This is a genomic window from Ensifer sp. ZNC0028 (assembly GCF_000799055.1).
Lineage (GTDB): Bacteria > Pseudomonadota > Alphaproteobacteria > Rhizobiales > Rhizobiaceae > Ensifer.
In genome coordinates this window covers 1-26,365 of sequence record NZ_JTLA01000088.1, presented here as the reverse complement: position 1 = coordinate 26,365, position 26,365 = coordinate 1, and the positions used below count along the sequence as shown (strand labels likewise).

General features: G+C 62.9%; 31 protein-coding genes. 21 read left to right on the top strand and 10 right to left on the bottom strand.

All coding sequences use genetic code 11. From position 1 onward, the window contains the following. Positions 1 to 399 precede the first annotated feature (399 nt). The 8 genes from L981_RS20210 (at position 400) to mucR (ending at position 7,165) form a co-directional block, all read left to right on the top strand. Positions 400 to 2,760, top strand: a complete 2,361-nt coding sequence (locus L981_RS20210; protein WP_043620109.1) for a putative monovalent cation/H+ antiporter subunit A — start codon at positions 400 to 402, stop codon at positions 2,758 to 2,760. Beyond that, positions 2,757 to 3,176 carry a Na(+)/H(+) antiporter subunit B gene (locus tag L981_RS20205; RefSeq protein WP_043620107.1) on the top strand — a complete coding sequence of 140 codons (420 nt, stop codon included), beginning with the start codon at positions 2,757 to 2,759 and terminating at the stop codon, positions 3,174 to 3,176. The genes L981_RS20210 and L981_RS20205 overlap by 4 nt, the downstream gene beginning before the upstream one ends. Further along, complete coding sequence (locus L981_RS20200; RefSeq protein WP_043620105.1) at positions 3,176 to 3,553, top strand: Na+/H+ antiporter subunit C; 378 nt, start codon at positions 3,176 to 3,178, stop codon at positions 3,551 to 3,553. Before L981_RS20205 ends, L981_RS20200 begins: the two co-directional genes overlap by 1 nt. 7 nt (positions 3,554 to 3,560) lie before the next feature. Further along, complete coding sequence (locus tag L981_RS20195; protein ID WP_043620104.1) at positions 3,561 to 5,123, top strand: Na+/H+ antiporter subunit D; 1,563 nt, start codon at positions 3,561 to 3,563, stop codon at positions 5,121 to 5,123. Beyond that, a complete protein-coding gene (locus L981_RS20190; RefSeq protein WP_043620102.1) occupies positions 5,120 to 5,596 on the top strand; it encodes a Na+/H+ antiporter subunit E in 477 nt (158 codons plus the stop codon). Before L981_RS20195 ends, L981_RS20190 begins: the two co-directional genes overlap by 4 nt. Then, positions 5,593 to 5,976 (top strand): cation:proton antiporter, encoded by a 384-nt coding sequence (locus L981_RS20185; RefSeq protein ID WP_043620100.1) that lies wholly within the window; start codon positions 5,593 to 5,595, stop codon positions 5,974 to 5,976. The genes L981_RS20190 and L981_RS20185 overlap by 4 nt, the downstream gene beginning before the upstream one ends. 14 nt (positions 5,977 to 5,990) lie before the next feature. Then, on the top strand, positions 5,991 to 6,332 hold the full coding sequence (gene mnhG / locus L981_RS20180; protein WP_043620151.1) for a monovalent cation/H(+) antiporter subunit G: 342 nt from the start codon (positions 5,991 to 5,993) through the stop codon (positions 6,330 to 6,332). A 401-nt stretch (positions 6,333 to 6,733) separates the two neighbouring features. Beyond that, on the top strand, positions 6,734 to 7,165 hold the full coding sequence (mucR, locus tag L981_RS20175) for an exopolysaccharide biosynthesis transcriptional regulator MucR (RefSeq protein ID WP_043620098.1): 432 nt from the start codon (positions 6,734 to 6,736) through the stop codon (positions 7,163 to 7,165). A gap of 132 nt (positions 7,166 to 7,297) precedes the next feature. On the opposite strand, the gene L981_RS20170 is transcribed toward mucR, so the two are convergent. From L981_RS20170 to L981_RS20160, 3 genes are all read right to left on the bottom strand, one after another. Then, entirely contained in the window at positions 7,298 to 7,720 is a 423-nt protein-coding gene (locus tag L981_RS20170) for a SufE family protein (RefSeq protein WP_043620148.1), read from the bottom strand. Positions 7,721 to 7,893: 173 nt separating this feature from the next. Then, positions 7,894 to 8,619, bottom strand: a complete 726-nt coding sequence (locus L981_RS20165; RefSeq protein WP_043620097.1) for a hypothetical protein — start codon at positions 8,617 to 8,619, stop codon at positions 7,894 to 7,896. A 184-nt stretch (positions 8,620 to 8,803) separates the two neighbouring features. Next, positions 8,804 to 9,250: a DUF5330 domain-containing protein gene (locus tag L981_RS20160; RefSeq protein ID WP_043620146.1), complete on the bottom strand. Its 447-nt coding sequence runs from the start codon at positions 9,248 to 9,250 to the stop codon at positions 8,804 to 8,806. 644 nt (positions 9,251 to 9,894) lie between these two features. Here L981_RS20160 and L981_RS20155 point away from each other — a divergent pair. The 4 genes from L981_RS20155 to L981_RS20140 all read left to right on the top strand — a co-directional run bounded on the left by L981_RS20155 (position 9,895) and on the right by L981_RS20140 (position 13,820). Next, positions 9,895 to 11,460 (top strand): HAMP domain-containing sensor histidine kinase, encoded by a 1,566-nt coding sequence (locus L981_RS20155; RefSeq protein ID WP_043620095.1) that lies wholly within the window; start codon positions 9,895 to 9,897, stop codon positions 11,458 to 11,460. Continuing rightward, complete coding sequence (locus tag L981_RS20150) at positions 11,432 to 12,394, top strand: peptidoglycan-binding domain-containing protein (protein ID WP_043620093.1); 963 nt, start codon at positions 11,432 to 11,434, stop codon at positions 12,392 to 12,394. The genes L981_RS20155 and L981_RS20150 overlap by 29 nt, the downstream gene beginning before the upstream one ends. A 78-nt stretch (positions 12,395 to 12,472) precedes the next feature. Next, positions 12,473 to 12,832 (top strand): DUF1491 family protein, encoded by a 360-nt coding sequence (locus L981_RS20145; RefSeq protein WP_043620091.1) that lies wholly within the window; start codon positions 12,473 to 12,475, stop codon positions 12,830 to 12,832. 64 nt (positions 12,833 to 12,896) lie between these two features. Next, the gene (locus tag L981_RS20140; RefSeq protein ID WP_043620089.1) at positions 12,897 to 13,820 is read left to right on the top strand and encodes a MerR family transcriptional regulator; all 924 of its coding nucleotides are present in this window, start codon (positions 12,897 to 12,899) and stop codon (positions 13,818 to 13,820) included. A 70-nt stretch (positions 13,821 to 13,890) separates the two neighbouring features. Here L981_RS20140 and L981_RS20135 read toward each other — a convergent pair whose 3' ends face one another. Beyond that, a complete protein-coding gene (locus tag L981_RS20135; RefSeq protein WP_043620143.1) occupies positions 13,891 to 14,964 on the bottom strand; it encodes a DUF2336 domain-containing protein in 1,074 nt (357 codons plus the stop codon). A gap of 294 nt (positions 14,965 to 15,258) precedes the next feature. Between L981_RS20135 and L981_RS20130 the strand changes: the two genes are divergently transcribed. The 3 genes from L981_RS20130 (at position 15,259) to L981_RS35170 (ending at position 16,908) form a co-directional block, all read left to right on the top strand. Beyond that, on the top strand, positions 15,259 to 15,963 hold the full coding sequence (locus L981_RS20130; RefSeq protein WP_052201898.1) for an SH3 domain-containing protein: 705 nt from the start codon (positions 15,259 to 15,261) through the stop codon (positions 15,961 to 15,963). A gap of 169 nt (positions 15,964 to 16,132) precedes the next feature. After that, the gene (locus L981_RS20125; protein WP_043620087.1) at positions 16,133 to 16,414 is read left to right on the top strand and encodes a hypothetical protein; all 282 of its coding nucleotides are present in this window, start codon (positions 16,133 to 16,135) and stop codon (positions 16,412 to 16,414) included. Between the two features lie 323 nt (positions 16,415 to 16,737). Further along, the gene (locus L981_RS35170; protein ID WP_164475067.1) at positions 16,738 to 16,908 is read left to right on the top strand and encodes a hypothetical protein; all 171 of its coding nucleotides are present in this window, start codon (positions 16,738 to 16,740) and stop codon (positions 16,906 to 16,908) included. 181 nt (positions 16,909 to 17,089) lie between these two features. Here the strand turns inward: L981_RS35170 and L981_RS20120 are convergent, their stop codons facing one another. Genes L981_RS20120 through L981_RS20110 form a run of 4 tightly spaced genes read right to left on the bottom strand, consistent with a single transcriptional unit; the run spans position 17,090 to position 20,579 of the window. Beyond that, the gene (locus L981_RS20120; protein ID WP_043620085.1) at positions 17,090 to 17,635 is read right to left on the bottom strand and encodes a membrane protein; all 546 of its coding nucleotides are present in this window, start codon (positions 17,633 to 17,635) and stop codon (positions 17,090 to 17,092) included. Beyond that, positions 17,628 to 18,215: a DUF1214 domain-containing protein gene (locus L981_RS20115; RefSeq protein ID WP_043620083.1), complete on the bottom strand. Its 588-nt coding sequence runs from the start codon at positions 18,213 to 18,215 to the stop codon at positions 17,628 to 17,630. Before L981_RS20115 ends, L981_RS20120 begins: the two co-directional genes overlap by 8 nt. Positions 18,216 to 18,223: 8 nt before the next feature. Then, the gene (locus L981_RS35165) at positions 18,224 to 18,379 is read right to left on the bottom strand and encodes a hypothetical protein (protein ID WP_197067171.1); all 156 of its coding nucleotides are present in this window, start codon (positions 18,377 to 18,379) and stop codon (positions 18,224 to 18,226) included. Next, on the bottom strand, positions 18,363 to 20,579 hold the full coding sequence (locus L981_RS20110; protein WP_156134165.1) for a transglycosylase domain-containing protein: 2,217 nt from the start codon (positions 20,577 to 20,579) through the stop codon (positions 18,363 to 18,365). The genes L981_RS35165 and L981_RS20110 overlap by 17 nt, the downstream gene beginning before the upstream one ends. Before the next feature lie 152 nt (positions 20,580 to 20,731). On the opposite strand from L981_RS20110, the gene L981_RS20105 reads away from it, so the two are divergent. Then, the gene (locus L981_RS20105; protein WP_043620136.1) at positions 20,732 to 21,199 is read left to right on the top strand and encodes a YcgN family cysteine cluster protein; all 468 of its coding nucleotides are present in this window, start codon (positions 20,732 to 20,734) and stop codon (positions 21,197 to 21,199) included. Positions 21,200 to 21,273: 74 nt separating this feature from the next. Here L981_RS20105 and L981_RS20100 read toward each other — a convergent pair whose 3' ends face one another. Continuing rightward, complete coding sequence (locus L981_RS20100; protein WP_043620081.1) at positions 21,274 to 21,612, bottom strand: MmcQ/YjbR family DNA-binding protein; 339 nt, start codon at positions 21,610 to 21,612, stop codon at positions 21,274 to 21,276. Positions 21,613 to 21,925: 313 nt separating this feature from the next. Then, complete coding sequence (locus L981_RS35160; RefSeq protein WP_192447458.1) at positions 21,926 to 22,066, bottom strand: hypothetical protein; 141 nt, start codon at positions 22,064 to 22,066, stop codon at positions 21,926 to 21,928. An 804-nt stretch (positions 22,067 to 22,870) separates the two neighbouring features. On the opposite strand from L981_RS35160, the gene L981_RS20095 reads away from it, so the two are divergent. The 5 genes from L981_RS20095 to ccmI all read left to right on the top strand — a co-directional run. Then, positions 22,871 to 23,125 carry a hypothetical protein gene (locus L981_RS20095; RefSeq protein WP_043620079.1) on the top strand — a complete coding sequence of 85 codons (255 nt, stop codon included), beginning with the start codon at positions 22,871 to 22,873 and terminating at the stop codon, positions 23,123 to 23,125. A 140-nt stretch (positions 23,126 to 23,265) separates the two neighbouring features. Continuing rightward, the gene (gene feuP, locus L981_RS20090) at positions 23,266 to 23,937 is read left to right on the top strand and encodes a two-component system response regulator FeuP (RefSeq protein ID WP_034789361.1); all 672 of its coding nucleotides are present in this window, start codon (positions 23,266 to 23,268) and stop codon (positions 23,935 to 23,937) included. After that, positions 23,927 to 25,312 (top strand): HAMP domain-containing sensor histidine kinase, encoded by a 1,386-nt coding sequence (locus L981_RS20085; RefSeq protein ID WP_043620078.1) that lies wholly within the window; start codon positions 23,927 to 23,929, stop codon positions 25,310 to 25,312. Before feuP ends, L981_RS20085 begins: the two co-directional genes overlap by 11 nt. Positions 25,313 to 25,549: 237 nt before the next feature. Continuing rightward, positions 25,550 to 25,990, top strand: a complete 441-nt coding sequence (locus tag L981_RS20080) for a membrane protein (protein WP_043620076.1) — start codon at positions 25,550 to 25,552, stop codon at positions 25,988 to 25,990. Positions 25,991 to 26,120: 130 nt separating this feature from the next. Then, a partial coding sequence (gene ccmI, locus L981_RS20075) for a c-type cytochrome biogenesis protein CcmI (RefSeq protein WP_043620072.1) occupies positions 26,121 to 26,365 on the top strand: 245 nt, incomplete at its 3' end.

The following is a 26,365-nucleotide window of genomic DNA, read 5'->3' as shown; positions in this document are numbered from 1 at the left end:
GTGGTCTTCTGTTTCGTGCCTGCCGCTAGCGACTGCGGCACCGGCAACCGCGTCTCAGCCGTTGCAAGGTCTGCCGGCGTCGTCGTCGCGTCTGTTCATTCTGAATTGAGGGTGTCTGCAAATACAACTATCACGTCTTGCAGTTCGGTTTCCAGAATGTTCGATCTATCCCCCGCCACCCGATGAAGATGTTGCTAACAGCATTTTAATTGTTGTTGGCGGCCGCCGCCTAAAGCGCGCGAATCTGGTATTGCAGGGGCTCCGCTTCGGTTCGTCCGGCCGAACTGGCAGACACATAACGCCGATTTTATCTGGATAAGGCTTGAGACCCCAACACCCTTCTTTTATGTCGGGGGTTCGATCGATTATACGATGAATTAAAAGGAGCAGGCCTGGACGATGGATGTTGCGGCCCTGACATTTCTGGCCCTTGCACTGCCTTTCGTCGCGGCATTGCTCGCGCCGCTTCTGACGCGCCTTCTCGGTCACAATGCGGCCTGGGTGCTTGCGCTGTTCCCCTTGGGCGTCGTTCTGCACTTCGCCGGTTTCTGGCCGGAAGTGGCCAAGGGCGAGGTGGTTACGGGCGGTTATGCCTGGATACCTTCGTTCAATGTCAGCTTTTCCTGGCTGATCGACGGGCTGTCGCTCACATTCGTCCTGCTGATTGCCGGCATCGGCATGCTGATTGTGCTGTATGCCGGCGGCTATCTGAAAGGCCACCCGCAGCAGGGACGGTTCTTTTCCTTCATTCTGATGTTCATGGGCTCGATGCTCGGGCTCGTGGTCTCCGACAGCTTCCTGATGCTGTTCGTGTTCTGGGAACTGACCTCGATCACCTCGTTCCTGCTGATCGGTTTTGATCATTCGCGCGAGGCGGCGCGGCGCGCGGCTCTGCAGGCGCTGGTCGTGACCGGGGGCGGGGGCCTGTTCCTGCTCGCCGGACTGCTGATCATCTGGAACGTCAGCGGCGTCACCCAGCTCTCGCTGCTGTCGGCCTTCGGGCCGGAGATGCGCGAAAGCCCGTTCTATCTGGCGGCACTCCTTCTCGTTCTCGGTGGCGCTTTTACCAAGTCGGCGCAGTTCCCCTTCCATTTCTGGCTGCCGAACGCCATGGAAGCCCCGACGCCCGTCTCCGCCTATCTGCACTCGGCGACCATGGTGAAGGCTGGCGTCTACTTGCTGATGCGGCTGAACCCGGTGCTCGGCGGCACGCCCGAGTGGCAGATCCTTCTGCCGCTCTTCGGGGGTGCGACGCTCGTCATTGGCGCGGCTCTTGCCTGCCGCCAGACCGATCTGAAGCTGATGCTCGCCTATACGACGATGGCGTCGCTCGGCCTGCTGGTCATGCTGATCGGGCTTGACGTGCCTCACGCGATCGAAGCGGCGGTGCTCTACCTCGTCGCCCATTCGCTGTTCAAGGGCGCCCTGTTCATGGTCGCCGGCATCATCGATCACGAGACCGGCACGCGCGACGTGACGAGGCTCGGGGGCCTTCGCTCCGCCATGCCGCTCACCTTCGTCATCGCGCTTGCCGCGGCGTTCTCGATGGGCGGGCTGTTTCCCTTCTTCGGCTTCATCGCCAAGGAGGAGATCTACTACGCTCTCTCCGGTTTTGATCGCCGTTCCCTGGTCTTTGCCGCAATCGCGATCCTCGGCAACGCGCTGATGTTCGCGGTGGCCTTTGCAGTCGCGCTGAAGCCGTTCATCGGCGCCAAGGTCGAGACGCCGAAGGCGGCGCACGAGGCGCCGATCCTGCTCTGGCTCGGCCCTGCGCTGCTCGCGGCCAAGGGGCTCTCCGCCGCCTTGCTTTCGGGGCTGACGCACGAACTGGTATCGACGCCGATGGCGTCGGCGGTTGCCGGCGAGCCGCGGGCGGTGACGATATCGGTCCTTCCTCACGTTGGCCTACCCTTGATGATGTCGATCGCGACCGCCGTAATCGGCATCGGCTTCTATCTGAAGCTCGACCGCGTGCGCGCTTTCATGGCGACGATCCTTTCCGATATCGGCTGGGGTCCGGATCGCGGCTTCGACCAGTTCATTCGCGGCCTCGTCCGTTTCTCCGTCGCGCTGACGCGACGGCTGCAGTCGGGGCGCCTCGAAGTCTACATGACCGCGACCTTCATCCTGGTCGCCTTTGTGCTCCTGGTCGTGCCGATCGCCTATGGCGAGTTCCCGCGCGCGCCGTTCTTTGCCGCAGACGTGCCGCTGCATGAACTGGCGATCATGGCGATCGCGGTCATCGGCCTCGTCGCGGTGGTGCTTGCCGCCGACCGGCTGACCGCCATCGTCTCGCTCGGCATCCAGGGCTTTGCCGTCGCCGTCATCTTCCTGCTCTACGGCGCACCGGATCTGGCCTTTACCCAGTTCATGATCGAGACGCTTTCGGTTGTCGTGCTTGCGCTGGTGATGACGCGGCTCCGGCTTTCGCCGTCGGACCATCGTCCGCTTGCGCAGAAGATCCCGGATCTCGCCATCGCACTCGCCTGCGGCCTCGGCTTCGGGCTGATGCTGCTGAAGGTGACGGGGGTGCCCTTCGATACGACGCTCACCGACTTCTTCAACCTCTATTCGAAGTCGATCGCCCACGGCGCCAATGTGGTGAACGTCATCATCGTCGATTTCCGCGGCACGGACACGCTCGGCGAGATCGCCGTGGTGATGGTCACGGGCCTTGCGATCCTGTCGCTCGTTCGCCTGAGGGCAGGTTCGCTCCGGCGTATCGCCGATAACGATCCGGATGCGGAGGAGCGCGCATGAAGTCGGTGATTTTCCGCGCCGTCGCGCCGTTCCTGACGAGCCTGATGGTGTTGTTTTCGATCTTCGTCCTGTTGCGCGGCCATAACGAGCCGGGCGGCGGTTTCATCGGCGGCCTCATCGCGGTGTCGGCGCTGGCGATCTACGGCATCGCCTGCGGCGTCGAGACGGTGCGTCGTGCGATCTATTTCCACCCGATGGCGATTGCCGGGGCGGGCCTCCTGGCCGCGACGGTCGCCGGCCTGGTCTCTATCGCCGCCCGCGTGCCCTTTATGACCGGCCTGTGGATCTATCCTTCGGTGTTCGGCCTGGAAGTGCCGCTCTCGACGGTGATGCTGTTCGATTGCGGCGTCTATCTGGTGGTCGTCGGCGCGATCAGTTCGATTGCGCTTTCGCTCGAAGAGCGGGGAGGCGAGTGATGGAAGCCTGGTTCGCTCTGCTTGTCGGCATCTTCTTCACGGTCGCCGTCTATCTGCTCCTGTCGAAGTATATCATCCGGGTGCTGCTTGGCGTCGCCATCCTCGGCAATGCCGTCAACCTTTTGATCTTCACCGGCGGTCGGCTGACCCGCGGCGTGCCACCGGTCGTCCCTGGCGATCAGAATGCGCTCGTCGGTCCCGCCGCCAACGCCCTGCCGCAGGCGCTGATCCTGACGGCGATCGTCATCTCCTTCTCCTTCTTCGCGTTCCTGCTGGTTCTCGCCTGGCGGGCCTACGAGGAGCTGCAAACCGACAACACCGACGAGATGCGCGTTGCCGAGCCGAAGGACGAGCCGGCCCCGCCGCTTGGATACTGACCGACCCATGGCCGCTACAACCTCTCCTCCCGCAGATCTCTCCGCCGCGCTCGTGCTCGAGCCCGTCGCGTCTGCCGACTGGCTGGTGATCCTGCCGGTTGCCTGGTGCCTCGCAATCGGCGCGCTGCTCGTAATGCTGCGCCGGAAGATCGATTGGCATCCCTACGTCGCCGTTGCCGGACTGGCCGGGCTCGTCATCATCGATGTGCTTCTTCTGCGCCATGTGCTTGCAAGCGGACCGGTAACGATGGTGATGGGGCGCTGGCTGCCACCCTTCGGCATTGCCTTCACCGTCGACCTGACCGGCGCGCTCTTTGCGCTCACCGCCTCCGTCGTGGCGCTTGCAGGCGGCATCTATTCGCTTGCCGATATCAACGACAGCGGCCGGCGCTACGGCTTCTATCCGTTCCTGATGCTGCTGATGGCGGGGGTGTCCGGCGCCTTCCTGACCGGCGATGTCTTCAATCTCTACGTCTGGTTCGAGGTGCTGCTGATCTCTTCCTTCGGCCTGATCGTGCTCGGCTCCGAACGCGAGCAGATCGACGGTGCGGTGAAGTACGGCTTCCTCAACCTCGTTGCGACCACCCTGTTCCTGATCACCACAGGGTATCTCTATGCAAGCTTCGGCACGCTCAACATGGCCGACATCGCCCGCAAGGCTGAGGGGCTCGCGGGCACTGCGCCGCTGATGACGCTGACGGCGCTGTTCCTGCTTGCCTTCGGCATGAAAGCCGCAGCCTTCCCGGTGAATTTCTGGTTGCCGGCCTCCTATCATACGCCGCGCGTGGTGGTGTCGGCCCTGTTTGCCGGCCTTCTCACCAAGGTCGGGATCTACGCGCTCATCCGCGTCACCGTCATGCTGCTGCCGGTCGAGCGCGAGGAGTTGAGCTTCGTCATCGCCATTGCCGGCGCGCTGACGATGCTCGTCGGCGTGCTTGGTGCGCTGGCGCAGTCGGACTTCCGCCGCATGCTCGGTTATCTCGTCGTCTCCGGCATCGGCTCGATCCTTGCCGGCGTCGCCGTCGGCGGCCCGGGTGGTATCGGCGGCGCGATCTTCTATGCGCTGCATTCGATGCTCGTCATGACCGCGCTTTACCTCGCGTCCGGTGTCGCAGCGAGGCTCGGCGGCAGCTTCTCGCTGACTTCGCTGGCAGGCCTCTATCGCCGCCATGCCGGTTTCGCCGCGCTGACGCTCATGCTGGCCTTCGCCGTGTCCGGCTTGCCGCCGTTCTCCGGCTTCTGGCCGAAGGTCATGCTGGTCAAGGCGGCGCTCGATATCGGCGCTTGGTGGCTGGCAGCCGTGCTGCTTCTGACCGGCTTCCTCACGACCATCGTCACCGGTCGCTTCTTCCTGCTCGCCTATTGGCGCGATGCGGGGTCCAGTGAGGGCGCCTCTGCATCCGCGACGATCGCGCCGGCGGCACTATTGCCGCTCACCGCCTTGACTGTGCTGGCGCTCGCCATCGGCCTTTATCCCGAGCCACTGCTATCCATGGTTCAGAATGCTGCCGCGGGCCTTTCCGAACCGTCGGCCTACCTGAACTCGGTCTTCCCGGGAGGTGCCCCGTGACCAAGTTCCTGACCATCAATCTCGTGTTCACGGCGATCTGGGGCGCGATCAGCGCCAGCTTCTCGCCTGCCAACCTGATCCTCGGTTTTGCCGTCGGAGCGTTGTCGCTCTTTCTCATCCGGCGCGAGCTTGAGCCCGTTGCCTACCCGGTGCGCCCGATCAAGCTCTTCCTGCTGACCGCGCTGTTCTTCAAGGAACTGGCGATCTCGGCGACCAAGGTCGCCTTGTTGGTCATCCAGCCGAAGATGGTGCTGAAGCCCGGCATCTTCGCCTATCCGCTGACGGTCAAGAGCGACTTCGAAATCGCGCTGCTGGCCAATCTCATCACGCTGACGCCGGGAACGCTGTCGGTCGACGTCTCCGACGATCGCAAGACGCTCTATGTCCATGCGCTCGACTGCGCCGATCCGGGTGGCCTCAGGCGCGATATCGCCAATGGCTTCGAGCGCCGGATCAAGGAGGCCTTCGAATGACCCTGGCCGATCAGATAGAATCCCTTGCCACGGGTTTTGCGCTTGTCGTGCTGTCCATCGCTCTTCTGGTGACGGTCTGGCGCATCATTCGCGGCCCGACGCTGCCTGACCGGGTGCTTGGCCTCGATATGCTGGTCGCGATCGCCATCGGCCTCATTGCCGTCGTTGCCATCCGCACCGGCTTCAACCTCTACATCGACATTGCCATCGCGCTCGGTCTTGTCGGCTTCCTGGCGACGGTTGCTTTTGCTCGCTTCGTGCTGGCGCGCGGCCTCTCGCCCGAGAAAGCCGTCGCCGACGGACGCGTGCCGCAGGCCAAAGGCGGGTCCGCGCCAAGGGGCAAATCGACGCAGCGCAAACGCAAGGGAGGACGCCGATGAGCCCGGTGCTCGATATGGCCGTTACCCTGCTGGTCGCCGTTCTGTTGGTCGGTGGTGCGATCTTTTCGCTGCTGGCGGCGATCGGCATCGTCCGTTTCCCCGATCTCTATACGCGCATGCATGCGGCCTCCAAGGCCGGCACGATCGGATCGGGCCTGTTGCTTCTGGCCGCGGGCGTGCATTCTCTCGATCCGGCTATTTTGATTCGCGCGCTTGCAGGCTTCTTTTTCTTCGTTCTGACTGCGCCGATCTCGGCTCATCTCTTGGCAAAAGCCGCACATCAGGCAGGTTACAGGCTGACTAAGCTGTCTGTCATAGATCAGCTTCCGCAAAAGGAAGAGCCGCGTCGCGACTGATCGACGACAGTTCTGAAACTGTATTTCAGAACATTACGATCGAGTGTGGCCATTTTAGCAATTTGGAGATAAACTTGCTAAGTGCCGCTAAATTTATGTTTGGACATTTCGCGCATCGATGTTAATCGAGTAAATGTAAAGTGTCGTCGTGGAAAATACTTTGATCTGAAATTCCAGCTTGAGTTGTGAATGTTGATCGTTGCTTTGAGAGTTCGGTCGTCACCGGTGACTCGGCAGCAGGTTTTGTAATCAAGTTCCAGCTCTTGATATCGCGGCCGGTGTTTCTCCTTGCCGCGTTGATGGTCCATCCCAAGGCAGCCAAGGCTTCCTGACGGCTCTTGCAAGCGTTCCTCCCCCGAAACGCCGTTTCGGGTTGTGCTTAAGTCCGATAGGAGAAAGAAATGACTGAAACAGCGCTTGGCGCGAGCCATGAACTTCTGGTTGAGCTGACGGCGGAAATCGTTGCCGCCTACGTCAGCAATCATGTGGTTCCGGTCGCCGAGCTTCCCACGCTGATCGCAGATGTGCATTCGGCGCTGAACAACACGGCGGCTCCCGCGCCGGTCGTCATTCCCGTCGAAAAGCCGAAGCCGGCCGTATCGGTTCGCAAGTCCGTTCAGGACGACCAGATCACCTGCCTCGAATGCGGCGGCACCTTCAAGTCGCTGAAGCGCCACCTGATGACCCACCACAATCTGTCGCCGGAAGAATACCGCGAGAAGTGGGACCTGCCGACCGATTACCCGATGGTCGCGCCCGCCTATGCGGAAGCACGCTCGCGCCTCGCCAAGGAAATGGGCCTCGGCCAGCGCCGCAAGCGTCGCGGCAAGTAAGACCAGTCGTCCCGCGGGCCCAACTGCCCGGCGCATGACGGATATGGGCATGTTTCACAAAGGCCGGACCAAAGTGTCCGGCCTTTGTGTTTGCATGGGATGGAAAGATTGCGCGTCCGGCCGGCACTCTGCTCAAGCCGCCAGGCGAAGCTCCGCCTCGTTCTTGATGCGGCGGATCATCGAGCGCAGGCCGTTGGCGCGCTGGGTCGAAAGGTGTTCGATCAGGCCGATCTTGCCGAAGGTGTCGATCGCGTCGATCCTGGCGATTTCGGAGGCATGCTTGCCGGAGTAGATGGCCAGCACGATGGCGACCAGCCCGCGTACGATATGGGCGTCGGACTCGCCTTCGAAGTTGAGGACGGGATCCTCGGGATCTCCGGCCGCATTGGTGACGAGCCAGACCTGGCTGGCGCAGCCCTGAACCTTGTTTTCCTGCGTGCGCTTGGCTTCAGGCATCTCCGGCAACGCCTTGCCGAGCTCGATCACAAAGCGATAGCGATCCTCCCATTCTTCAAGAAAGGCGAAATCGTCGATGATCTGGTCGAGCGTCGTCATGGTCCGGTCCATTCGTCGGGTGATTATAAGCTCGCCGGCCCTTGCCGCGAACACTTTCATCCCTGTTCTTGCCCGCCGCCGTCAGGCGCTCGGGCTTTCAGCCTTCATATAGGCGATGGCAGAGCCATTGAGAACCGGCAAATGTGCGGCGGCGCGGAGTACCTATCTCCCGGTCAGACCGAGATGCTTGTCGGGATACTGATTGAAACGGTCGCGTTGCCGCCAGCGCCCTCGATATTGCCGGTGGCGGCCGAAAGCGCCTGGCCGGCAGTGCGGGCCTCATCCGCATCACGGCCGGATCCCTTGGCGCGCAATTCCTGCTCCGCCTTGCGCAGCAGTTGCTTCACCTGTTCGGCAACGGATTTGAGTTCGGCTGCCACCTTCGCCACGGCGTCGGAGCCGTCGTCATCGCCGCCGAATTCGCGATAGGCGCGTTCGGCAAAGCTTGCCGGTCCCGATGAGGGCTCAGCCTCACTGTCAGCCGCGGCGGCATCGGCTTGCGCGCCGGACGCTTCCGCTTGCCCGCTACCGGTATCGGCAAGCGCGGTGGCTGCCGTGGAGGCCGCAGCCGCGGCGGATGAGACGCCGCTGACAGCTCCCCCGCCGCCGGCGCCGGCCAGCTGCTGGGCGGCCGTGCCGAGCTGTTGTGAAAGCTGCTTGGCAAGCCTTGCAAGTGTTTCCGGGTCCGATGCGAAGAACCGCAGCATGCGGAGCTGCTCCTTGACCTCGTCGAGCTTCTTTTTGGCGGCAGCAGCGCGGTTCGCGGCACTTTCGTCGTCGCGGCCAAGAAGCAGGGCGGTTGAAGCAGGGCTCTTGCCTTCGCCAACTGTGCCGGTGGCGGCGCCGGACGTTGCCGGGCGTGTCACGCTGGCGTTCGAGAAAAGCCCATAAATCTGCATTGTCTGCCTCCGCCTGTCGGTGCGGCGGACCTAAGCAGGCAGGGCTTGCGTGTGGCTGTGCGGCGAGAAAATCAGCGGTTGCGGGCGCAAAAAAGAAAACGCCGCGAGGGGATGGGTTCCTCGCGGCGGCCGCAACAGGACGGCAAGTCAGGCAGTAAGTCAGAAATGTGCGGAAGGGGTGCTGTTACTGGATAACGGCAGCCTTGGGGTCGAGGCGCTTTTCCGGAACCGGGGTGCGCTTGAAGACGGGTTCGGCGTCGATGGTGCTGACCTCGGTCGCCGGAGTTACCATGTCGGCAGCCGGCGTGACCGTACCGGTCGTCACCTTGGCATCCGGCGTCGTTGCATCGGTTTCGGCAAACTGGGTATCGAGGAATTCGTAGGCGATGCGGGCGCCTTCGCGCGCCCGGTGGCCCAGGGCAACGAAGGTTTCGGCACCCTTCTCGCAGACATCCGGCTTCTGGATGCAGATGGCGCTTATGTACTGGAACGCCTCATTGGCAGCGGAGAAGGTGTCGCCCAGTTCTACTTTCGGGGCGTGTTCGAGTTTCTGCGCGCTCGAAGGGTCGAGGAATGGCAGCAACACCAGCACCAGCGAAAACCAGAATGTCGCCTTGATGAGAAACCACATGTTCTGCCCATCCTTCGTTCGGCTGCCGCGGCCCGCCAGTCTTGTAGCCGGCTTTTGCACCTTCGGCATCCCGCAGCGCCGTGGTATCCCCTGATACCCGTTCACGCCACCCTTTAAACCTTAGGAGCCTGCCGGCGTTCTCTTGGTGCCCGGCCCTTTGTTGAGATCGACATTACGGTGGGAATCACAAGACGGCTTTTCGAAATCGAGCGGCATTTGCTTCAAATTTTAATGAAATGCCGGTGCCCGGCGATTTGCGGGGGGCATTTGTGTCGCATTTTAGCGTTTGCCGTTAAGGTTCGTGGCAGAGCCGCGCGCGGCAACCCCGAAGGCAGCGGGAATCGCACCGCAAAACCCGCGCCACAATCGTTAACACAGTGCAGAAAATGCACAGAAATCCGCTGCTTACGCCCCATTAACCACAAGAAATGAAGGTCGCCCGATTTGGCTCAAAACGGGATTTTTCGACCGTTTCGCACGGTTCCGGCACGGCCGCGTTTATTCTTTCATTAAGCCGGGGATGCGAGATTCCGACATGTCACGAGGCGGCTTGAGTCTCGATCCAAAGGGTCGTGAAAACACAGAGTGTCGGTCTCGCAAGAACAACAAATGTAGCAGGGTAAAGCGTGAGCGTATTGCGTAACATGGCTGGCAGATGGACGTCCCGTGTGGACGAGGTCGCGGCCCTGTGGCTTCCCCGTCGTGAAGCGTCTTCGCCGGCCGATCTTTGCCATGCGAAGCGCCTGCGTACTCTCGCGGCTGTTTCCTTGACAGCTCTGCCGGTGGTGCCGCTTGCCCTGTCGCTCGCCATGCCCGTGTCTTTGGCCCTCCCTCTGGGCACCGCCCTTTGGGCCTCGGCCTCGCTGCTTGCGGCCGCTGGCGCGATTGTTCGCGGCCGCGTGCCGGAAGAGGTGGCCGCCGTATCGGATCCCGTCGTGCCGGACCTCTCTGCCGCCTACGACCTCTTTGCGGGCCTGGTGACCGTGCACGATCTGCGCGGCAACGTGCTTTCCGTCCATGGCCGCGACGCGGCCGAGCATCTGACCCTGATGCGCGATCCGGCAGGACGCGGTTTCATCGAGCAGATCCACGTTTCCGATCGCATCACCTTCCTGAGCGCGATCGACATCCTTCGCCAGGGCGGCGACCGGGCGACGGTCGACATCCGCATCGAGCGGCGCACGTTGCCGATCGAGGGCGAACAGTTCGTCTACATGTCCTGCGAGCTGGCGCCGCTGCGCGACGACAATGGTCGCCTGGTCGCGATCCTCGCCCAGTCGCGCGATGTCTCGCAGGAAGCGGGCCTGCGTGCCGAAGCTGCAGCGAGAACCGCTGAGGCGGTATCGGCAAACGATGCCAAGACGCGGTTCCTGGCCGCCGTCAGCCACGAACTGCGCACGCCACTCAACGCCATCCTCGGCTTTTCGGACGTGCTTGCAGGCGAGTATTTCGGCAAGCTCGAGAACGATCGCCAGCGCGAATATGTGGGCCTGATCCACAAGTCCGGCGAGCACCTGCTTTCCGTCGTCAACACCATGCTCGACATGAGCAAGATCGAGGCCGGTCGCTACGAGCTGATGCCCGAGCCCTTCGGTGTCGCCGAGGCGGTTTCCGCCTGCGAGGCGATGCTGTCGCACCAGGCCACGGAAAAGGGCGTCAAGCTCGCAAGCCGCATCACCCGCGGCATCGGCGAGATCAACGCGGACCAGCGCGCCTTCCAGCAGATCCTCATCAATCTGGTCGGCAACGCCGTCAAGTTCACCGATCAGGGCGGCGTCGTCACGATCGACGCCGAGGCAGACGGGGCGATGCTGAAGCTTTCCGTCAGCGATACCGGCATCGGCATTGCGGCCGACAAGCTGGCGCTGCTTGGTCAACCTTTCGTCCAGATCCAGAACGACTATACTCGCCGCTACGAAGGCACCGGCCTTGGCCTCTCGCTGGTCAAGGGCCTGGTTGCGCTGCACGGCGGAGAGCTTTCCATCCGCAGCCGCGAGGGCGAGGGGACCGTTATCGTCGTCACGCTGCCGCGCGATGGCTCCGGTATCGCCTGCGCGGAGCAGGAAGAAGCACGTGCGCCGGTGACGGTGGAGTTTCCGCCGCGCCTGAAGGATTGTGATGTCGCCCCGGCCGCCGAAGGGGGGCGGTTCGAGGGGAAAAGTTTGAACGAGGAACGGGGATATGGCGCCGCGCAAGCGAAAACAGCCTGAACGGAAGAAGGCCGCGCGGCAAACGCCCGGCCTGGCCGTGCGCGGGCTGGTCCTTGCCGGACGGGGTGCTGGGCTTGCCGGTCGTCTGATGGCGCGCCATCCGCTGGTGTCCGGCGGCTCGGCCGCCTTTCTCGTCGTGTTCTCTTTCGTTGCTGCCAATGCCATGTGGTATCAGCACGGCACGCACCCGTCGCCGCTTCTGCGCACCCGCGTTCCGCTTGTCAGCGCCGAAACGGCGCAGCGCATCGCGATCGCCAAGGGCGAGGAGATCGAGCCGCGAAAGGTAACCACCTTCGTCATCGAGCGCGAGGGTGAGGCAAAAGCTGAAAACGTCGAGGATGTGATCGCGGCTGCATCCGCGGATCCGCAGTCGGAAAAGCCGTCGCCCGAACGGGTGGCGAGCGTGCCGGATCCGGCGCAGTCGAAGCTTGTCTCGGAGATCCAGAAGGAACTGGGCCGCATCGGCCTTTATGACGGCGCTCCGGACGGACGGAGCGGCCCGCGGACGGCTGCGGCAATCCTCCGCTTCGAGGAGCGGGCGGGCCGCACGGGGACCGGCGCGGCGAGTGTCGAGCTGCTCCAGGTCTTGAGATCTGCACCGGCTGAAAAGGTTGCCGCGGTTCCGGCTGGACGGCCGCTTTCGGAAGCCAAGGGCGGCGGCGTGGAGATTGATCCGGTCGCTGCAGCCATCCGCTCGGCCGAAAAGGAAAGCACCTTCGTTCCGCGTGCGGAAATTCCGGTGTCGAGCGAATTGGTGCTGAACATCCAGAAGGGTCTCAGCAACCTCGCCTATGCGGACGTGGCGGTCGACGGCGTTGCCGGAGAGCAGACGCGCGCAGCGATCCGCCACTTCGAAAAACATTACCGCCTGCCGCAAACCGGCGAACCCAATCCGCAAGTGCTGAAGAAGCTCAAGGAAATCGGCGCGCTCTGACGCATTTGACGCGCGCTCACCCCTGTCGTCGCCGAGGCGCGATTTGCCTCCTTCGCCGTGCGCGTGTATCAGCCTCCCATGCGCCTGAAGTCACATATCTTCGTCTCGTCCCTGCTGCGTCGTGCGTTTTCGCTCGGTGGCTATGCGGCGGTGCTGCGCAAGGGAGCGGAGGACGCTGGCGCAATCTTCATTCGCCAACGGACGCGGATGGGTACCGAGACGCTCTTTGCCCCGGCGCCGCAGAACTTCTTCGCCGACGAGATCGATCTCGGCCGCAAGTTCGAGGTGCGGCTGCAGGACAGCGACGCCGAAAAGGTCGATGCGGCGCTTGCAAGCGAGATCCGCTTCGATCCGGATTGCTGGATCGTGGAGATCGAACTGGACGACCGCGGCGACCTGTTAGAGGTCGTTGCCGACGATGGCAAAGGCCGACCCTGACACCTCTTGCAGATTGCACCGGCCTGCTTGACTCTCCACTTGGTGGAGGCCGTAGGACGCGTTCATGGACGATCAAATCTTTTCGATAGGCGAAGTTTCGAAGCTGAGCGGCATACCGGTCAGGCGGCTTCGGTTTTACTCGGACAAGGGGTTGCTGCCACCCTCCGCACGGACGGAGAGCGGCTACCGCATGTATTCCGGGGCCGACCTGGCGCGGCTGGACCTTGTGCTTGCCCTGCGTGAAGCGGGCGTGAGCCTCCCGGACATCGGCAAGATCCTGGCCAATAGAACCTCGCTTGCCGACGTTCTGGCGTTGCGGCTTCGGACGCTCGAAACGGAGATCCGGTCAAAGCGCCGGATCGCCACGGCCCTGCGAATGGCTTTGAAGATCCATGACCCTTCCCCAACGGATCTCAGGAGATTGTGGACCGTGACCAGGATTTCAAAGACGGAATTTCGTGCCGCGCTCGAGCGTTTCTATGATGACGTCGCCGGCGGCGCGCCGATGGATGCGGCGTGGAAAAAGAAGATGATGGATGCCAGTACGCCGGACCTGCCCGAAGACCCGACAGCCGAACAGATCGACGCCTGGACGGAACTGATGGAGATGCTCTCCGACAAAGCCTATGCCGCCGAGATGCGCGCCCATATGTCGAACCTGTGGACTGAGGAATTCGATCCCGCCGCCTACGCCCAGGCGGCCGATGCCACCTTCGCGCGGGTGAGGGCAGCAATCGACAATGGCCTGGGGCCTCAGTCGGCCGTCGCCAGAGAAATCGCCGCCGACTGGCTGGCGCAGTCGGCAAGGGCGATGAAGCGGGCGCCGGATGGGGCTTTCCTGGATTGGCAGCTCGAACAGTACCGCAAGCACCACGCGCGTTCGGCGCGTTACCAGGAATTGATGGCGGTGCTGCAAGGGCAAGCGCCGCAGGCCCCGACCGGTCGTGAGTGGAGTTGGATCATCGACGCGATGAAACAGCTCTTCTAGGGTAGGGATCTCGGCTCCACTGGGCCGACATTGCCGGACATACCTCGCGTGGCGTGGGCGAAAGCATGTATCAGCCGCGGCGGCGGCCAAACAGTCGCTGCGGCTTCACGTTGACGGACGTGGCCGCAACCTTGCGCGCGCCGACGTGGCGCGTGTCGTTGGCGGTGTTCTCGGCAAAATAGGCTTCGTGCCGTGCCGCGGGCGTAGCTTCTTCGGCTTCCGCCTTGAGCCAGGCATCCAGTTGCGCGCGGCAGGCGCTGCGGTCCATGGCGCCGATCAAGGCTGCCGCATGACTGGTGTCGCCAAAGGGCTCGCGAAGATGCGGATAAAGGGCCTGAAGCATGAAGCCGGCATCGGTCGCCTCGACGTCGAGCGCGACCAGGCTCGTTGCCAGCAGCTGTCCGGAAATATCGAGCAGGATACGCTCGACCTGCGCATCCCTGGTGTCGAGGGCCTGGCCGAGGACACGCGAAAACAGGATGATCTCGCCGCTCCTGGCAAAGCGCACGAGCAGTGCAGCCATGACGTCGGTAATCGTCGTCGACGACGGCGTCTGTGGCATATCGCGCGAACGGGCGCCGGCAAGCGCCTTGATCTCGCGGCGAAGCGCTTCTTCGCGCGCTGAGCGCAACGAGGCGGCCTCGTCTTCCTGGCTCGTTTGTTCGGCTTCTGCCGCTTTCACGGCGCTGCTACGCGCTGCCAGTCCCGGCGGGTTGTGATGTTCGACGAGCGCATCGACGACGAGGGGGGAGAGGTTCGGGCGGCGGCCGATGGCGGCCGCATGTTCCGGCCCGCGCTCGCGGATGATCGTTATCAGCGTCCGGTCCGCGATCGCCTTCGAGCGGGTCAGGAAAATCGCTGCGATGGCAATCGGCATGCCGCCGATCAGTGCTGCGACAGTCTCCGGAATTTGCTGGCATTGCGAAAGGGCTGCTGCCGCCTGGCGGCGGGCTTCGTTGCTGGAGCCGAGGAACAGCGGCTCGAACAGCTCGGCAAATTGCTTCATGTCGGACTTGCGGGGGAAACGCAGGCTTTCGAAACCGGTGACAGTCGCCATCAGGACGACGTCCTTCAAGCGGCCAGTCTGTGGCCTTTCCAACTCACGAAAGCGATCCGTCACGATAATTCCCTGCACGCAAAACATGATCGCCATTGCCGGCGATCCGGAACGGCACACGTCGCAAAAATTAGAAGAAAAGCGTTAGCGCACTGTTAACTATGGATGTTGGAGCTTTATTCAGGCTTGCGGCACCCCCAGGGCGCGCGATGCGCCCATGGATCGCGCTAACGGCGCAGCAAAACTCGGGGACATCCGCGGCACCAGCCATAAAAAATCCACATGCTGTCATGAGTTATCGCGACGACGGTGAAGGGCCCGGACGCCCGCCGACGTTTGGGGCCATGTGAAGAGGGGCCTCTCCATGGGAGATATGGAACTGTGAAGAAATTTATTCTGCGTGCAGCGGCGGTCTGCGCGCTCCTTGTGGCCCCGGCGATTGCGCAGGCTGCCGAGGGTTTTGCCACTGCCAACGTCAACATGCGCTCCGGCCCGAGCACGCGCTACCCGGCGGTATCGATGATCCCGGTGGGCGAATCAGTCGAAATCCACGGCTGCCTTGCCGACCTTCCGTGGTGCGACGTGTCGTTCTACGGCGGCCGCGGCTGGGTTGCCGGGCGTTATGTCCAGGCCGACTATCGCCGCAACCGCGTCTATGTCGAGCCGCGCTATTATCGCCCGCTCGGCATTCCGACTGTCGTCTTCCAGTTCGACAGCTATTGGGACCGCAACTACCGCGGCCGCGACTTCTATCGCGAGCGCGACCGCTGGCGCCGCGGACCGGATTGGGTTGATGACCGGCGTGATCGCCGCGACTGGGAGCGGCAGCGCGAGCGCGACCGCCGTGACTGGGAGCGCGATCGCCGAAAGGAACAACGCGACTGGGAACGCAGGCAGCGCGACGAGGACAAGTGGCGCGACGACGAATGGCGCCGTCAGCGCACGGAACGCGAGGACCGCCGTGACTGGGAGCGCCGCAGCGATGGCGGCGTGCGCGTTCGGCAGGACGACGGCACCGTCTATGAGCGCGCCCGCCCGGCTCCGATGGTGCGCTGCCAGATCGACGATCCCTACTGCGAGAACTGATCCGGGCGCCACGCATCGGCGCGGCCCGGTCTGATGAAAAGTCTGAATGGAAAAGAGCGGGCGGCCCTGGTCGCCCGTTTTGCGTTTCGCAAGACCCGCTTTCAACCGACTTTGGCGGAACCAAACGCCAGCCGGCGCGTTGAGCCCGCGCAGACAAGGGAGCGTTGTAATGGTCGAAAAGAAACTGCAGGCGGTGGAAAAAGTTGCCGTGAGTGAAGCGGAATCAGGCGCTCGCGCCGAGGTCGATGCACAGATTGCCGAGTTGCGCGCGGAAATCGCCCGGCTGACGGAAACGGTCTCAGCGATCGGAACGAGTACGAAAGCGGTTGTGCAGAGCGAGGCGGATCTCCTCGCAGAACGCGTGAGAGAGCGTGTGCGCGACGAGCCGCTATCGACCCTGGTCGCCGTTGCGGGCGTGTCCTTCCTGTTCGGTTTGATGTCCCGCCGTTAGCGGGAGAGGCGAGCCTTCGCCCGCATTGCCGCTGTTACCTTGGATACATCGCCGGGGCCGGTCGGCAGACATACTGAACGCAGGTTGGGGTTGCAGAGTGTGTATTAGTAATCTGTTAACCAACCTGTGGCTCAATCGAAGTGGACCCGGTATTATCGGGCTGCGTCGTGAACCAGAACAGCAACATCCGGGCGACCGGAAGAAGGAGCAAACGAGAAAGGCGCGCCTGTCCAGGGAAGATCTGGGAAAATGCGCTGGCCCGAGAAGGGCAGGGTGAAATCTGTACGGTAGTTCATCCGTCTCAAGACTTTGTGGAGACGAGCATGGCAGACGTGATCAGAATTCAGGACCGCAAGGTCCGTATACCGCCGCACCGGCCTCCGGCCATTTCGGGTGGAGCGAAAGTGCTGCTGTTCACCGGCATCCGCTACGAGCGCCTCGATCGCGACCCGCAGCCGACCGCACCGGACGGACGCCGCATCAAGAAGCAGTGAGCCCCAGCGCTCCTGCGCAATAGGCGACCGAAACGGTCGCGTTCAAGTCACTGTTCTTGCCCGGTACCTCGGGCCTATCCCCTATGCACCGCTGCGCTCGACGTGGCATCGGATCATCGCCGCATATCTCGGCGCAGATTTTTAAGCTTGCTGCTGTTGCCCAACGTCCATCCAGGATCGTCTAGCGACGGAACGGCTCGCAGGTCGATTCCGCAAGGAAGTTGCGGACCTGCTCTTCGAAGCTGTCGACCGGCGCCATCGCTCTCAGCACGGCAAAGCCATCCTGTTCCTTCATCTCGATCATGATCGATTGTGCGAGCGCCTGCGGCGGAGACTTTCGCAGCTCGACCAACTGGATCGGCGTTGCGACGACGAGGTCGAGCTTCCCGTTGACCGCCGTGTGGTCGTTCATGCTGAAGACTTCGTTCGAATTGCCGTCGAAGACGGCGAGCGACCAGAACGGCACGTTGCCGCTGGCAAGGAAACGCGCCGGTCCGTCCGAGATCGAGAAGCTGCAGACCGCGGTTCTCAGATAAGGATCGTCGTTGGCAAGGCCGGTGGGGCCAGGCGTGCTGGTCAGCGCAAAGAAACTGTCCATCTCCAAAAGCCCGAGGACGCGGGTATAGGCGTCACGGCCCGTGAACTGCGGCAGCGCCAGCACGATGATGATGTGCAGCAGCGCAGCGCCGACCAGGCCGAGGATCGTGGCAAAGAGAACGCTACGCATCGCCGCAACCCGTCTTGGTGATCACCGGCATGGCGAGATCGATCAGGCCGGACGAGCCGGCCGTCGGCGTATCGAGCAGCGTCAGCACCAGCCGGAACGTGCCCGCGTGGCGCACGGCCAGCCAGTTGTCGGGCTGCGCGTTCGGCGACACATGGATGGTGAAGTTGCTGTTTTCACCGCGCAGGACCGTCCAGGAGTTGAGCGCGGAGGGGAGGTCGGAGCCGGGCCGCAGCGGCAGGCCCTCTGCATTCGCGGCGTAAAGCGTCCAGAAGCGGGCCTGTGGGGTCAGCCCAGCAACATCATAGGAGCAGGCCGCCTGGAGCTTTTCGCCCTTGCTGTCGGCCTGGGCGCTGAACATCAGCCCTTCGGCGCCGCCATAGAGCAACTCGCCGGCGCGCGCCCGATGCGCCTTTGCATAGGGGTCGGCATTGGCCGTCTGCGCCTCGGGAAAGGCGACCCAGGGGCCGATCGCGATCGAGCCGAAGCCGACGGTCGCTTTCAGCGCCCATACCGCCGAGGCGATGCCGCCGCCGAAGGCGATGGCAAGGGAAAGCGCGACGAGGAAGGGGATTCGAAACAAGGGCGACTCTACCGGATATGGTCCCGCGGCGTAGCACCGCCGGGCTGATCCACTATGTCGCCGAAATCCGCGGCCGGCGCAACGGCGACGGCCTCGAACCGGACATCGCAACCGGGATAGGAAAGCGAGGCGGGCATGCCCGAACGGTCAGTTGCTGGCTGCATCGGGCTTTGCCTGTCCGGACCTTGGTTCTTCAGCCGCGCCGAGAGAGGCAAGCTTGCCGCCGGCCTTCTCGGGTGCCTTCAGTGCCGGTGCCTTTTCGAAGGTCTCGCCGATGCTGCGCAGCAGCCGGGTGACGTCGGTCGAAAGCGAGCGCGGCCGCACCAACGGCGGCAAGGCGTTTTCGTCCGGCTTCGCTGACGCCACCTGCGGCGGCTGCTTTGCCGGCGCCGTCGGCGCGGTGATCCCCGGGATCGTCCGGTGTTCGATGCCCTGCTCGGCGTAGTCCATTAGCCGCTTGAAGGTCATTGCCGGCAGCGAACCGCCGGTCATGTTGTTGGTCGAGGTGTAGTCGTCGTTACCGAACCAGACCGCGGTCGTATAGTCGCCTGTGAAGCCGACGAACCAGGCGTCGCGATAGGCCTGCGTCGTGCCGGTCTTGCCGCCGACGACGATGCCGTTGTCGAGCGCGGCCTTGCGCGCCGTGCCGATGATCGGGATCTGCGTCAGCATGGAGTTCATCGACGTGTTGGCGGTTTCGGAGAGGATGCGCCGCGGGGGCGGCGCGTCGCGTCCGAAGTCGTAGAGAATGTCGCCGTCATAGTTGAGGATCTGGCTGATCCCGTGGCGGCGTGACTGCATGCCGCCGGCCGGGAACACCGCGTAGGCGGTCGCCTGGTCGAGCACGGTCACTTCCGATGTGCCGAGCGGCATGGTCTTGTCGGTGCGGATCGGGGTCTCGATGCCCATGTCCTTGGCCGTCTGGGCGATCAGGTCCGTGCCGAGCTTGTCCTTGGCGAGGCGCACGGGAATGGTGTTGATCGACTTGGCGATGGCCGTCAGGATGGTGATGCGGCCGGCATAGCTGCGGCCATAATTCTGCGGCGACCAACCGCGCCAGGTGATCGGGGCGTCGACGACGACCGTTTCCGGCGTCATGCCTTTTTCCATCGCTGCCGCGTAGGTATAGACCTTGAAGGAGGAACCCGGTTGGCGCAGTGCGCGGGTCGCACGGTTGAACTGGCTCTCGCCATAGTCGCGGCCGCCAACCATGGCACGCACGGCGCCGCCGTTTTCGACCATCACCAGCGCACCCTGCTTGACGCGGAAGCTCTCGCCATATTGGCGCAGGCTCGATTCCACCGAATCCTCGGCGGCATTCTGCAGGCCCATGTCGATGGTGGTGCGCACGATCAGCGAATGCTGCGCGAAGGGGCGGGCGATGCGCTGGACTTCGTCGAAGGCCCAGTCGAGGAAGAAGTCGGGCGCCTTCACCTGGGCGCGGTCGATGACCGTCGCCGGATTGAGCCGCGCGGCGATCACCTGGCCCTCGGTCATCAGGCCGCCCTGGACGAGGTTGGTCAGAACCTCGTTGGCGCGCCCGCGTGCGGCCGGCAGGTTGACGTGCGGGGCGTAGCGCGCCGGCGCCTTGAAGAGGCCCGCAAGCATCGCCGATTCCGCCAGGCTGACATCGGTGATCGACTTGCCGAAATAGAACTGCGCCGCGGCCGCCGCACCGAAGGTACCGCCGCCCATATAGGCGCGGTCGAGATAGAGCCGGAGGATTTCCTTCTTCGACAGGTTGCATTCCAGCCAGACGGCGAGGAACGCTTCCTTGATCTTGCGTTCGATCGTCCGCTCGTTTGACAGGAAGAGGTTCTTGGCGAGCTGCTGCGTCAGTGTCGAGCCGCCTTGCACGACACCGCCGGCGCGGGCGTTTTCGGTCATGGCACGGGCAAGGCCCAGGAAGTCGATGCCCCAATGGTCGAAGAAGCGCCGGTCCTCGGTCGCCAGCACCGCCTTGATCAGGTGATCCGGTAATTCGTCGATCGGCACCGAGTCTTCGTGGATAATGCCGCGATGGCCGATCTCGTTGCCATAGCGGTCGAGGAAGGTGACGGCGAAATCGCTCTGGGCGCGCCAGTTGCCCTTGGTTTCCTCGAAGGCCGGAAGGGCGAGTGCCAGCATCAGCACCGAGCCGACGGTGCCCCAGTTCATGCCTTCGCCGAGCACCTCGAAGACGGCCTTCTTCCAGCCCGTGACGCGGAAGCGGCGGAAGAAGATGGTGGTGTCTTCCCACCATTGTCCCAGCTTGAAGCCGGCATTCCAGACTGTGGAATCGATCCAGGAGTCGATCCTGAGAAAGATGTGCCGTTTCTTCGGCCGATTATCGTCTTTCCTCGGTTCCCGCACGGTCTCAACCACCTGAAGGCTCTACGGCATCATGCCGGCGCCATGTAATATTTGCACGGCGTCAAATTCCAATCTACTTGCATATCGCGCCGCCGGCCTTAAAAAACCGGCAATTTTCTGCGAAATTTCTGTATCGCGAGCGATTTGACGAAAGTGTGATGACGATGGGCGAAATGCCTTTCTGGAAGGCGAAAAGCCTTGAAGACATGACCGATACCGAGTGGGAAAGCCTCTGTGACGGCTGCGGCCTCTGTTGTCTCAACAAGCTCGAGGATTGGGACACGGGCGAGATCGCCTGGACCTCGATCCGCTGTACGCTTCTCGACGGCGAGAGCTGTCGCTGCAAGGACTATCCCAACCGCCAGGCGACTGTGCCCGACTGTATCCAGCTGACGCCGAAGGCCGTGCGCGAAATCACCTGGCTGCCGCCGACCTGCGGCTACCGGCTGGTGGCCGAAGGGCGCGATCTCTACTGGTGGCATCCGTTGATTTCGGGCGATCCGGAAACGGTTCACGCCGCCGGCATTTCCGTGCGCGGCCGCACCGTTGCGGAAGACGGCATCGATGTCGACGATTACGAGGATTATCTCGTCACCTGGCCGCTGGAAGTGGGACAGGAAAACGCAGAGTAACAAGGGGTTAGCCGAAGTGGCGGAATCGTTTTGGCAGTGCGGCGCCGGCAGGGCCGTTCTGCCGCAACGCACCTCTAGTGGCTGCCGCCGTTCTTCTTGACGAGGCTTTTCGGCGCAACATTGCGCCACGCCGTTTCCATCGACTGCTTGACGAGATCCTCGTCGGCCTGGACGAAATAGAGCGAGGTCCAGCCACGGTCGCCCCAGCCTCCGGGCACCGCCGCGCAGACGCCGGGCTCCATCTCCAGAAGCATGCGTTGCTGATCGGGTGTGAACTTGAAAACGGCGCGCCCGGCTTCCGGCAGGCTCATGAAAATACGCTTCCCAACGCGGAAATCTCGCGTTCCGAAATGCGCATTTTCCTCCGTTCCAGGCAGGCTCAGCGCGAGTCTTTCGATCTCTTCCGTCAGCATGAAGAAAGATTAACATGCTTTTGCCGAATGGCAAAAAGGCTGAAAATCACTACAAAAATTGCAAGGGGTGCCGTTGATGCGCGCGCTCGACAAGGGCGCTAGCGGAGCCTGATCGGGCTGCCTGGATGGGCTTTGGCATCGGTGGTGGCTCGCCCGCCGCACGGGGCGAGAAACATCGCGACCGGCGGTGATAGCCTCACCGCCGGTCCGCTAAGGACTCACCGAAAAGCGCTCTGAACGAGCGCTGTCCGACGACAATCTAGGGAAATGGAAGAGCAGGCCGGTGACGCGCAGGCGCGCCACTCAGCGGGCCTTATTCCGCCGGTGCGACCGGCTTCGGCGTTGCGTCGCTCGCGGCGCGCATCTCACGCCATTCGCTCTCGAAACGGTCGAGCAATGATTGCGGTACTTTGGACTGCTGAGATGCGGGCTGGTTGTTTGCGAGCGTCTGCATGCGATCCTCCCGGGTTCTGTGACGGTTTCGTGATGTATGATGTGGCGGACAATTTCACATCGCAAAGGCTTTGTAAATCAGTGGCTTAAATCATTTAAACGATTGAAAAATCTTTAAATCGATTAATTTTTCGTTTATACACAGCACGCATCGCGCCTAGTCGTCAACAGGTTTAAGTTGCAGCTATTTTTGAAGTAATTTGCGCGCATAGATTGTGGCAAAGGGGCCGGCCGGTTCGCAGGGCTTTGTCTAAGAAGACGACACTGCTGCGGGCGTGATCGATGCCGTGGTGACGCATTGCCGCGGCAGGGTCGAGGGCCGAGGGCCGTGATGGCCGGGCCTTGTCTGAAAGGGCGCCGAACCTGAATCAGTTTCTGATGTGTTTGATTCACGCTGCGAGCGACAGCCGCCAAGGGATTCAAAAGAATCGGCAAAATGGGTGCGCAGCCATGCCGCCCTCTGTCGGGAACGGCGCTGTTTAGGTCAGCAAAAAGATCCTAGCGAAACATGCTTAACGAAAGCTGACGGTTGGGCTGTTCCGTCTGTTGGCCTTGGGTTCCCGGCCGCGTTCCTCGCGTGATCGCGTCGCTCAAACTGTCGCAGGAAGCGGCTATGGCTAGGCAACGGGTTGACCGATGCGGGTTTCCTCCAGGGAGGAATCGCCGCAATCTAAGGTCGGATTTCGGGGGAGGTGATGCGTTTCCCGATAGTGCTCGCCGGTCCGAAAGGCCGACATTCATTTGCCATTCAGCCTCGTTCGTTTATTCCTTCTGCCATGATGCTTCCCAAGTCGAAAGTGCGTTCATGTCTTCACCAGTGATCATAGCCGCGCTTGCTGCAGGCCTCGCCGGCTTCAGCCCGCCAGCGATCAGCGTGCCGTCGGATATTGTCGTTCGTGTGGCCGGCGATTGCAGTGCGGCTGCCGCGCAGGTCGTTGCCGACACCGGCGGCGAGTTGCTGTCGGCGCAGCCGACGTCCGACGGTCAGTGCGTGATCACCGTGCTTGTTCCCGGCAATGGCGGCAGGCCGAAGAAGGTAACCGTCAAGGTGCCGATGTAGGCTATCCCTGCAGCGCCGCGTGCCGTATCAGGCGTACGAAGGTCGCTGTAGCACTTTGAATGGCTGCGTGTTCTTATCCTTAAATCGGCCAGATTTGGCGAAACATGCAGCAGGATGGCCGCGAGAGGAAGTAAAGACGGATGCGCATTCTGATTGTCGAGGACGACGCCAACCTGAACCGGCAGCTCGCCGAGGTGCTGAAGGAGGCCGGCTACGTCGTTGACCAGGCCTATGATGGCGAGGAGGGGCACTATCTCGGTGACGCCGAGCCCTATGATGCCGTGATCCTCGACATCGGCCTGCCGGAGATGGACGGAATCACCGTCCTTGAAAAATGGCGCGGCGACGGCAAGACCATGCCGGTTCTGATCCTGACGGCGCGTGACCGCTGGAGCGACAAGGTGGCCGGCATCGATGCCGGCGCCGACGACTATGTTGCCAAGCCCTTCCACGTCGAAGAAGTTCTCGCCCGCATCCGCGCCCTGATCCGGCGCGCCGCCGGCCATGCGAGCTCGGAGATCGTCTGTGGCCCGGTCCGCCTCGATACCAAGGGCTCCAAGGCAACGGTCGATGGCGTGGCATTGAAGCTGACGTCGCACGAGTTCCGGCTGCTTTCCTATCTCATGCACCACATGGGTCAGGTGGTTTCGCGCACGGAACTGGTCGAGCACATGTACGACCAGGATTTCGATCGCGATTCCAATACGATCGAAGTGTTCATCGGCCGGCTGCGCAAGAAGATCGGCAACGATCTGATCGAAACGGTGCGCGGTCTCGGATACCGTATGCAAGCGCCGGGCAATGGCAATTAGATCGCTCACCGCACGCGTTCTGGTGGTCTCCACCGTCTGGGCGGTGGTGGCGCTCGTCGTGATCGGCGTGGTCATCTCCGAGCTCTATCGCCAGGGCTCCGAGCGCGGCTTCAAGGACCTGCTGCGCGCCCAGCTCTTCAACGTCGTCAACTCGATCTCCGTCAACGAGAGGACGGTGCTGTCGGGTAGTCCGCAGCTTGGCGACCTCCGGTTTTCACAGCCGCAGACCGGCTGGTACTGGATCGTCGATCCGATCGGCGAGTTCGACACGCCGCCTTTGATCTCGACCTCGCTCGGCAACGGCAAGCTGCCGATCGCCAGCGTCGACGAGGTGCCCTTCGATACCGGCTATGTCCGCTTCTACACCACCAAGGATCCCTTCGGGAACGAAGTCGAGGTCTCCGAGACCGAGGTCGTTCTCGACATCCAGGGCCATACGGCGCGCTTTCGCGTGGCGGGCAACCGCGATGTGCTCGAGGCCGACATCAACCGCTTCACCCGCAACCTGACGATCGCGCTCTCCATCTTCGGTCTTGGAGGGCTCGGCGTGAACGCGCTCACCATCCTCTTCGGTCTTAGGCCTCTCGATGAGGTCCGGCGCTCGATGGAAAAGATCCGCGCCGGCGAAAGCGAACGGTTGGATGGCGCATTCCCGCGCGAGATCCAGCCGCTCGCCAACGAGGTCAACGCCCTGATCGACAGCAACCGCCGCATCGTCGAGCGCGCCCGCATGCAGGTCGGCAATCTCGCCCATTCGCTGAAGACGCCGATCGCGGTGTTGCTCAACGAGGCGCGGGTGCTCGAGGCATCGCACGGCGAGCTGGTGCGCACCCAGGTCGATGCGATGCAGACCCAGGTTCAGTCCTATCTGAGCCGCGCCCGGATCGCGGCGCAGCGCGAGTCCGTGCTGGCGCGGACCGAAGCGCAGCCGGCGCTCGAACGCCTCGTGCGTGTCATGCGCAAGCTCAATCCGGAAAAGCAGGTTCATCTGTCTATCAACCCGCCGGGGCTGGTTCTTGCCATGGAGTTGCAGGACGTCGAGGAGACCGTCGGCAACCTGCTCGAGAATGCCGCCCGCCACGCCCGAGCCGAGGTGTGGTTGAACGTCAGGCCGGCGCCGAGCGAGGTTCATGCCAAGGAACCAGGACGGCAGTGGATCGTTCTCGATATCGACGACGATGGGCCGGGGCTCAACCCCGACCAGATCGCCGTGGCGATGAAGCGCGGCAAGCGGCTCGACGAAAGCAAGCCGGGAACCGGGCTCGGTCTTTCGATCGTCAGCGAGATCGTTCGGGAGTACCAGGGCACAATCACCCTGTCGCGACGGGACGAGGGAGGCTTGCGGGCGGAACTGGTTTTGCCGGCGGCCGTTTAGAGGGTGCGGGAGTAATACGTGGGTCTGGCGTCGCTCGCTTGCGAATCCATCGTGATTTAGGGGTCACACCCGTGCTTGAAAATGTCACACCCGCAGGGCCCGCCGTTGCCTCGGCACGCGGGGAATGCCAAAAGAAAATCAAGGACTAGTCGTCACCGTGCTCGAATGGAACGAGCGTAAGGATGCGGCTTCGGATAGGATGATTGAGTGTCGCGGATCATGAGGAACCAGGCAGAAATGACACGGGCTATTGTCGTCGGCGGCAGGATCGTTGTGGTCGCTTCGGCCGTCGCACTGGCCGGATGCGGCACGACGGGCAGTAAGGGCGCGGCCGGCAGCCTCGGCTCGACGGCGACGCGCGGTGCCACCTCGACCAATTACATCGCGGCACTCCAGGGCGGGGTCATTGCGCGTCTCACCGATCTCGACATCGGAGCATCCGACCGCCAGAGGGCGCTGGAGGCGGAGTACCGCGCACTTGAAGCGGCCCCCGGTGGCCAACCGGTGACCTGGGACGGGCGTGGCGTCAACGGTTCGGTCGTTGCAGCCGCTCCCTATCAGGTCGGGTCGCAGAACTGCCGCCAGTATAGCCACACGGTTACCGTCAAGGGCCAGCCGAAGACGGCGCGGGGCGCTGCCTGCCGCAACCCGGATGGCAGCTGGACGCCGCTGACCTGAGGCCTGGCGGACTGGGGTCTTCCGGATGCGCCCGGGCTGCTCGATCCGCCGTTGCGGCGAAACGCCTCAAATCTCCGTCATAAGGGGTTTTCGTGTTGGAATGGCATGGGGGCCATAGTATTGAGCTTCCATGTTGTTCTGGATCCTCGTCGCCACCCTGACGGCGGCCGTCGCTGCCGTGCTCATCCTGCCGCTGCTGCGGGCAGGGGAAGCCCCGTCGTCTCCCCACAGCCATGACATCGAGGTCTATCGCGACCAGCTCGAAGAGTTGAAGCGCGACCAGGACAGCGGTCTGATCCGCGGCGATGATGCCGAGCTTGCGCGCGCCGAAGTGGCGCGCCGGCTGCTGGCCGCTGGCGAGAGCGACAGCGAGGC

Coding starts and splice junctions, on each gene's coding strand:
- L981_RS20170 (WP_043620148.1), bottom strand. CDS start 7,720: ATGACGACGCTCGACCAGATCATCGACGATTTCGCCTTTCTTGAAGAA.
- L981_RS20105 (WP_043620136.1), top strand. CDS start 20,732: ATGGGCGAAATGCCTTTCTGGAAGGCGAAAAGCCTTGAAGACATGACC.
- L981_RS20185 (WP_043620100.1), top strand. CDS start 5,593: ATGACCCTGGCCGATCAGATAGAATCCCTTGCCACGGGTTTTGCGCTT.
- L981_RS20095 (WP_043620079.1), top strand. CDS start 22,871: ATGTCTTCACCAGTGATCATAGCCGCGCTTGCTGCAGGCCTCGCCGGC.
- L981_RS20140 (WP_043620089.1), top strand. CDS start 12,897: ATGGACGATCAAATCTTTTCGATAGGCGAAGTTTCGAAGCTGAGCGGC.
- L981_RS20145 (WP_043620091.1), top strand. CDS start 12,473: ATGCGCCTGAAGTCACATATCTTCGTCTCGTCCCTGCTGCGTCGTGCG.
- mucR (WP_043620098.1), top strand. CDS start 6,734: ATGACTGAAACAGCGCTTGGCGCGAGCCATGAACTTCTGGTTGAGCTG.
- L981_RS20125 (WP_043620087.1), top strand. CDS start 16,133: ATGGTCGAAAAGAAACTGCAGGCGGTGGAAAAAGTTGCCGTGAGTGAA.
- L981_RS20205 (WP_043620107.1), top strand. CDS start 2,757: ATGAAGTCGGTGATTTTCCGCGCCGTCGCGCCGTTCCTGACGAGCCTG.
- L981_RS35170 (WP_164475067.1), top strand. CDS start 16,738: ATGGCAGACGTGATCAGAATTCAGGACCGCAAGGTCCGTATACCGCCG.
- L981_RS20120 (WP_043620085.1), bottom strand. CDS start 17,635: ATGCGTAGCGTTCTCTTTGCCACGATCCTCGGCCTGGTCGGCGCTGCG.
- L981_RS20085 (WP_043620078.1), top strand. CDS start 23,927: ATGGCAATTAGATCGCTCACCGCACGCGTTCTGGTGGTCTCCACCGTC.
- L981_RS20135 (WP_043620143.1), bottom strand. CDS start 14,964: ATGTTTTGCGTGCAGGGAATTATCGTGACGGATCGCTTTCGTGAGTTG.
- mnhG (WP_043620151.1), top strand. CDS start 5,991: ATGGCCGTTACCCTGCTGGTCGCCGTTCTGTTGGTCGGTGGTGCGATC.
- L981_RS20100 (WP_043620081.1), bottom strand. CDS start 21,612: ATGCTGACGGAAGAGATCGAAAGACTCGCGCTGAGCCTGCCTGGAACG.
- L981_RS35160 (WP_192447458.1), bottom strand. CDS start 22,066: ATGCAGACGCTCGCAAACAACCAGCCCGCATCTCAGCAGTCCAAAGTA.
- L981_RS20150 (WP_043620093.1), top strand. CDS start 11,432: ATGGCGCCGCGCAAGCGAAAACAGCCTGAACGGAAGAAGGCCGCGCGG.
- L981_RS20200 (WP_043620105.1), top strand. CDS start 3,176: ATGGAAGCCTGGTTCGCTCTGCTTGTCGGCATCTTCTTCACGGTCGCC.
- L981_RS20195 (WP_043620104.1), top strand. CDS start 3,561: ATGGCCGCTACAACCTCTCCTCCCGCAGATCTCTCCGCCGCGCTCGTG.
- L981_RS20165 (WP_043620097.1), bottom strand. CDS start 8,619: ATGCAGATTTATGGGCTTTTCTCGAACGCCAGCGTGACACGCCCGGCA.
- L981_RS20080 (WP_043620076.1), top strand. CDS start 25,550: ATGACACGGGCTATTGTCGTCGGCGGCAGGATCGTTGTGGTCGCTTCG.
- L981_RS20155 (WP_043620095.1), top strand. CDS start 9,895: ATGGCTGGCAGATGGACGTCCCGTGTGGACGAGGTCGCGGCCCTGTGG.
- L981_RS20160 (WP_043620146.1), bottom strand. CDS start 9,250: ATGTGGTTTCTCATCAAGGCGACATTCTGGTTTTCGCTGGTGCTGGTG.
- feuP (WP_034789361.1), top strand. CDS start 23,266: ATGCGCATTCTGATTGTCGAGGACGACGCCAACCTGAACCGGCAGCTC.
- L981_RS35165 (WP_197067171.1), bottom strand. CDS start 18,379: ATGCAGCCAGCAACTGACCGTTCGGGCATGCCCGCCTCGCTTTCCTAT.
- L981_RS20210 (WP_043620109.1), top strand. CDS start 400: ATGGATGTTGCGGCCCTGACATTTCTGGCCCTTGCACTGCCTTTCGTC.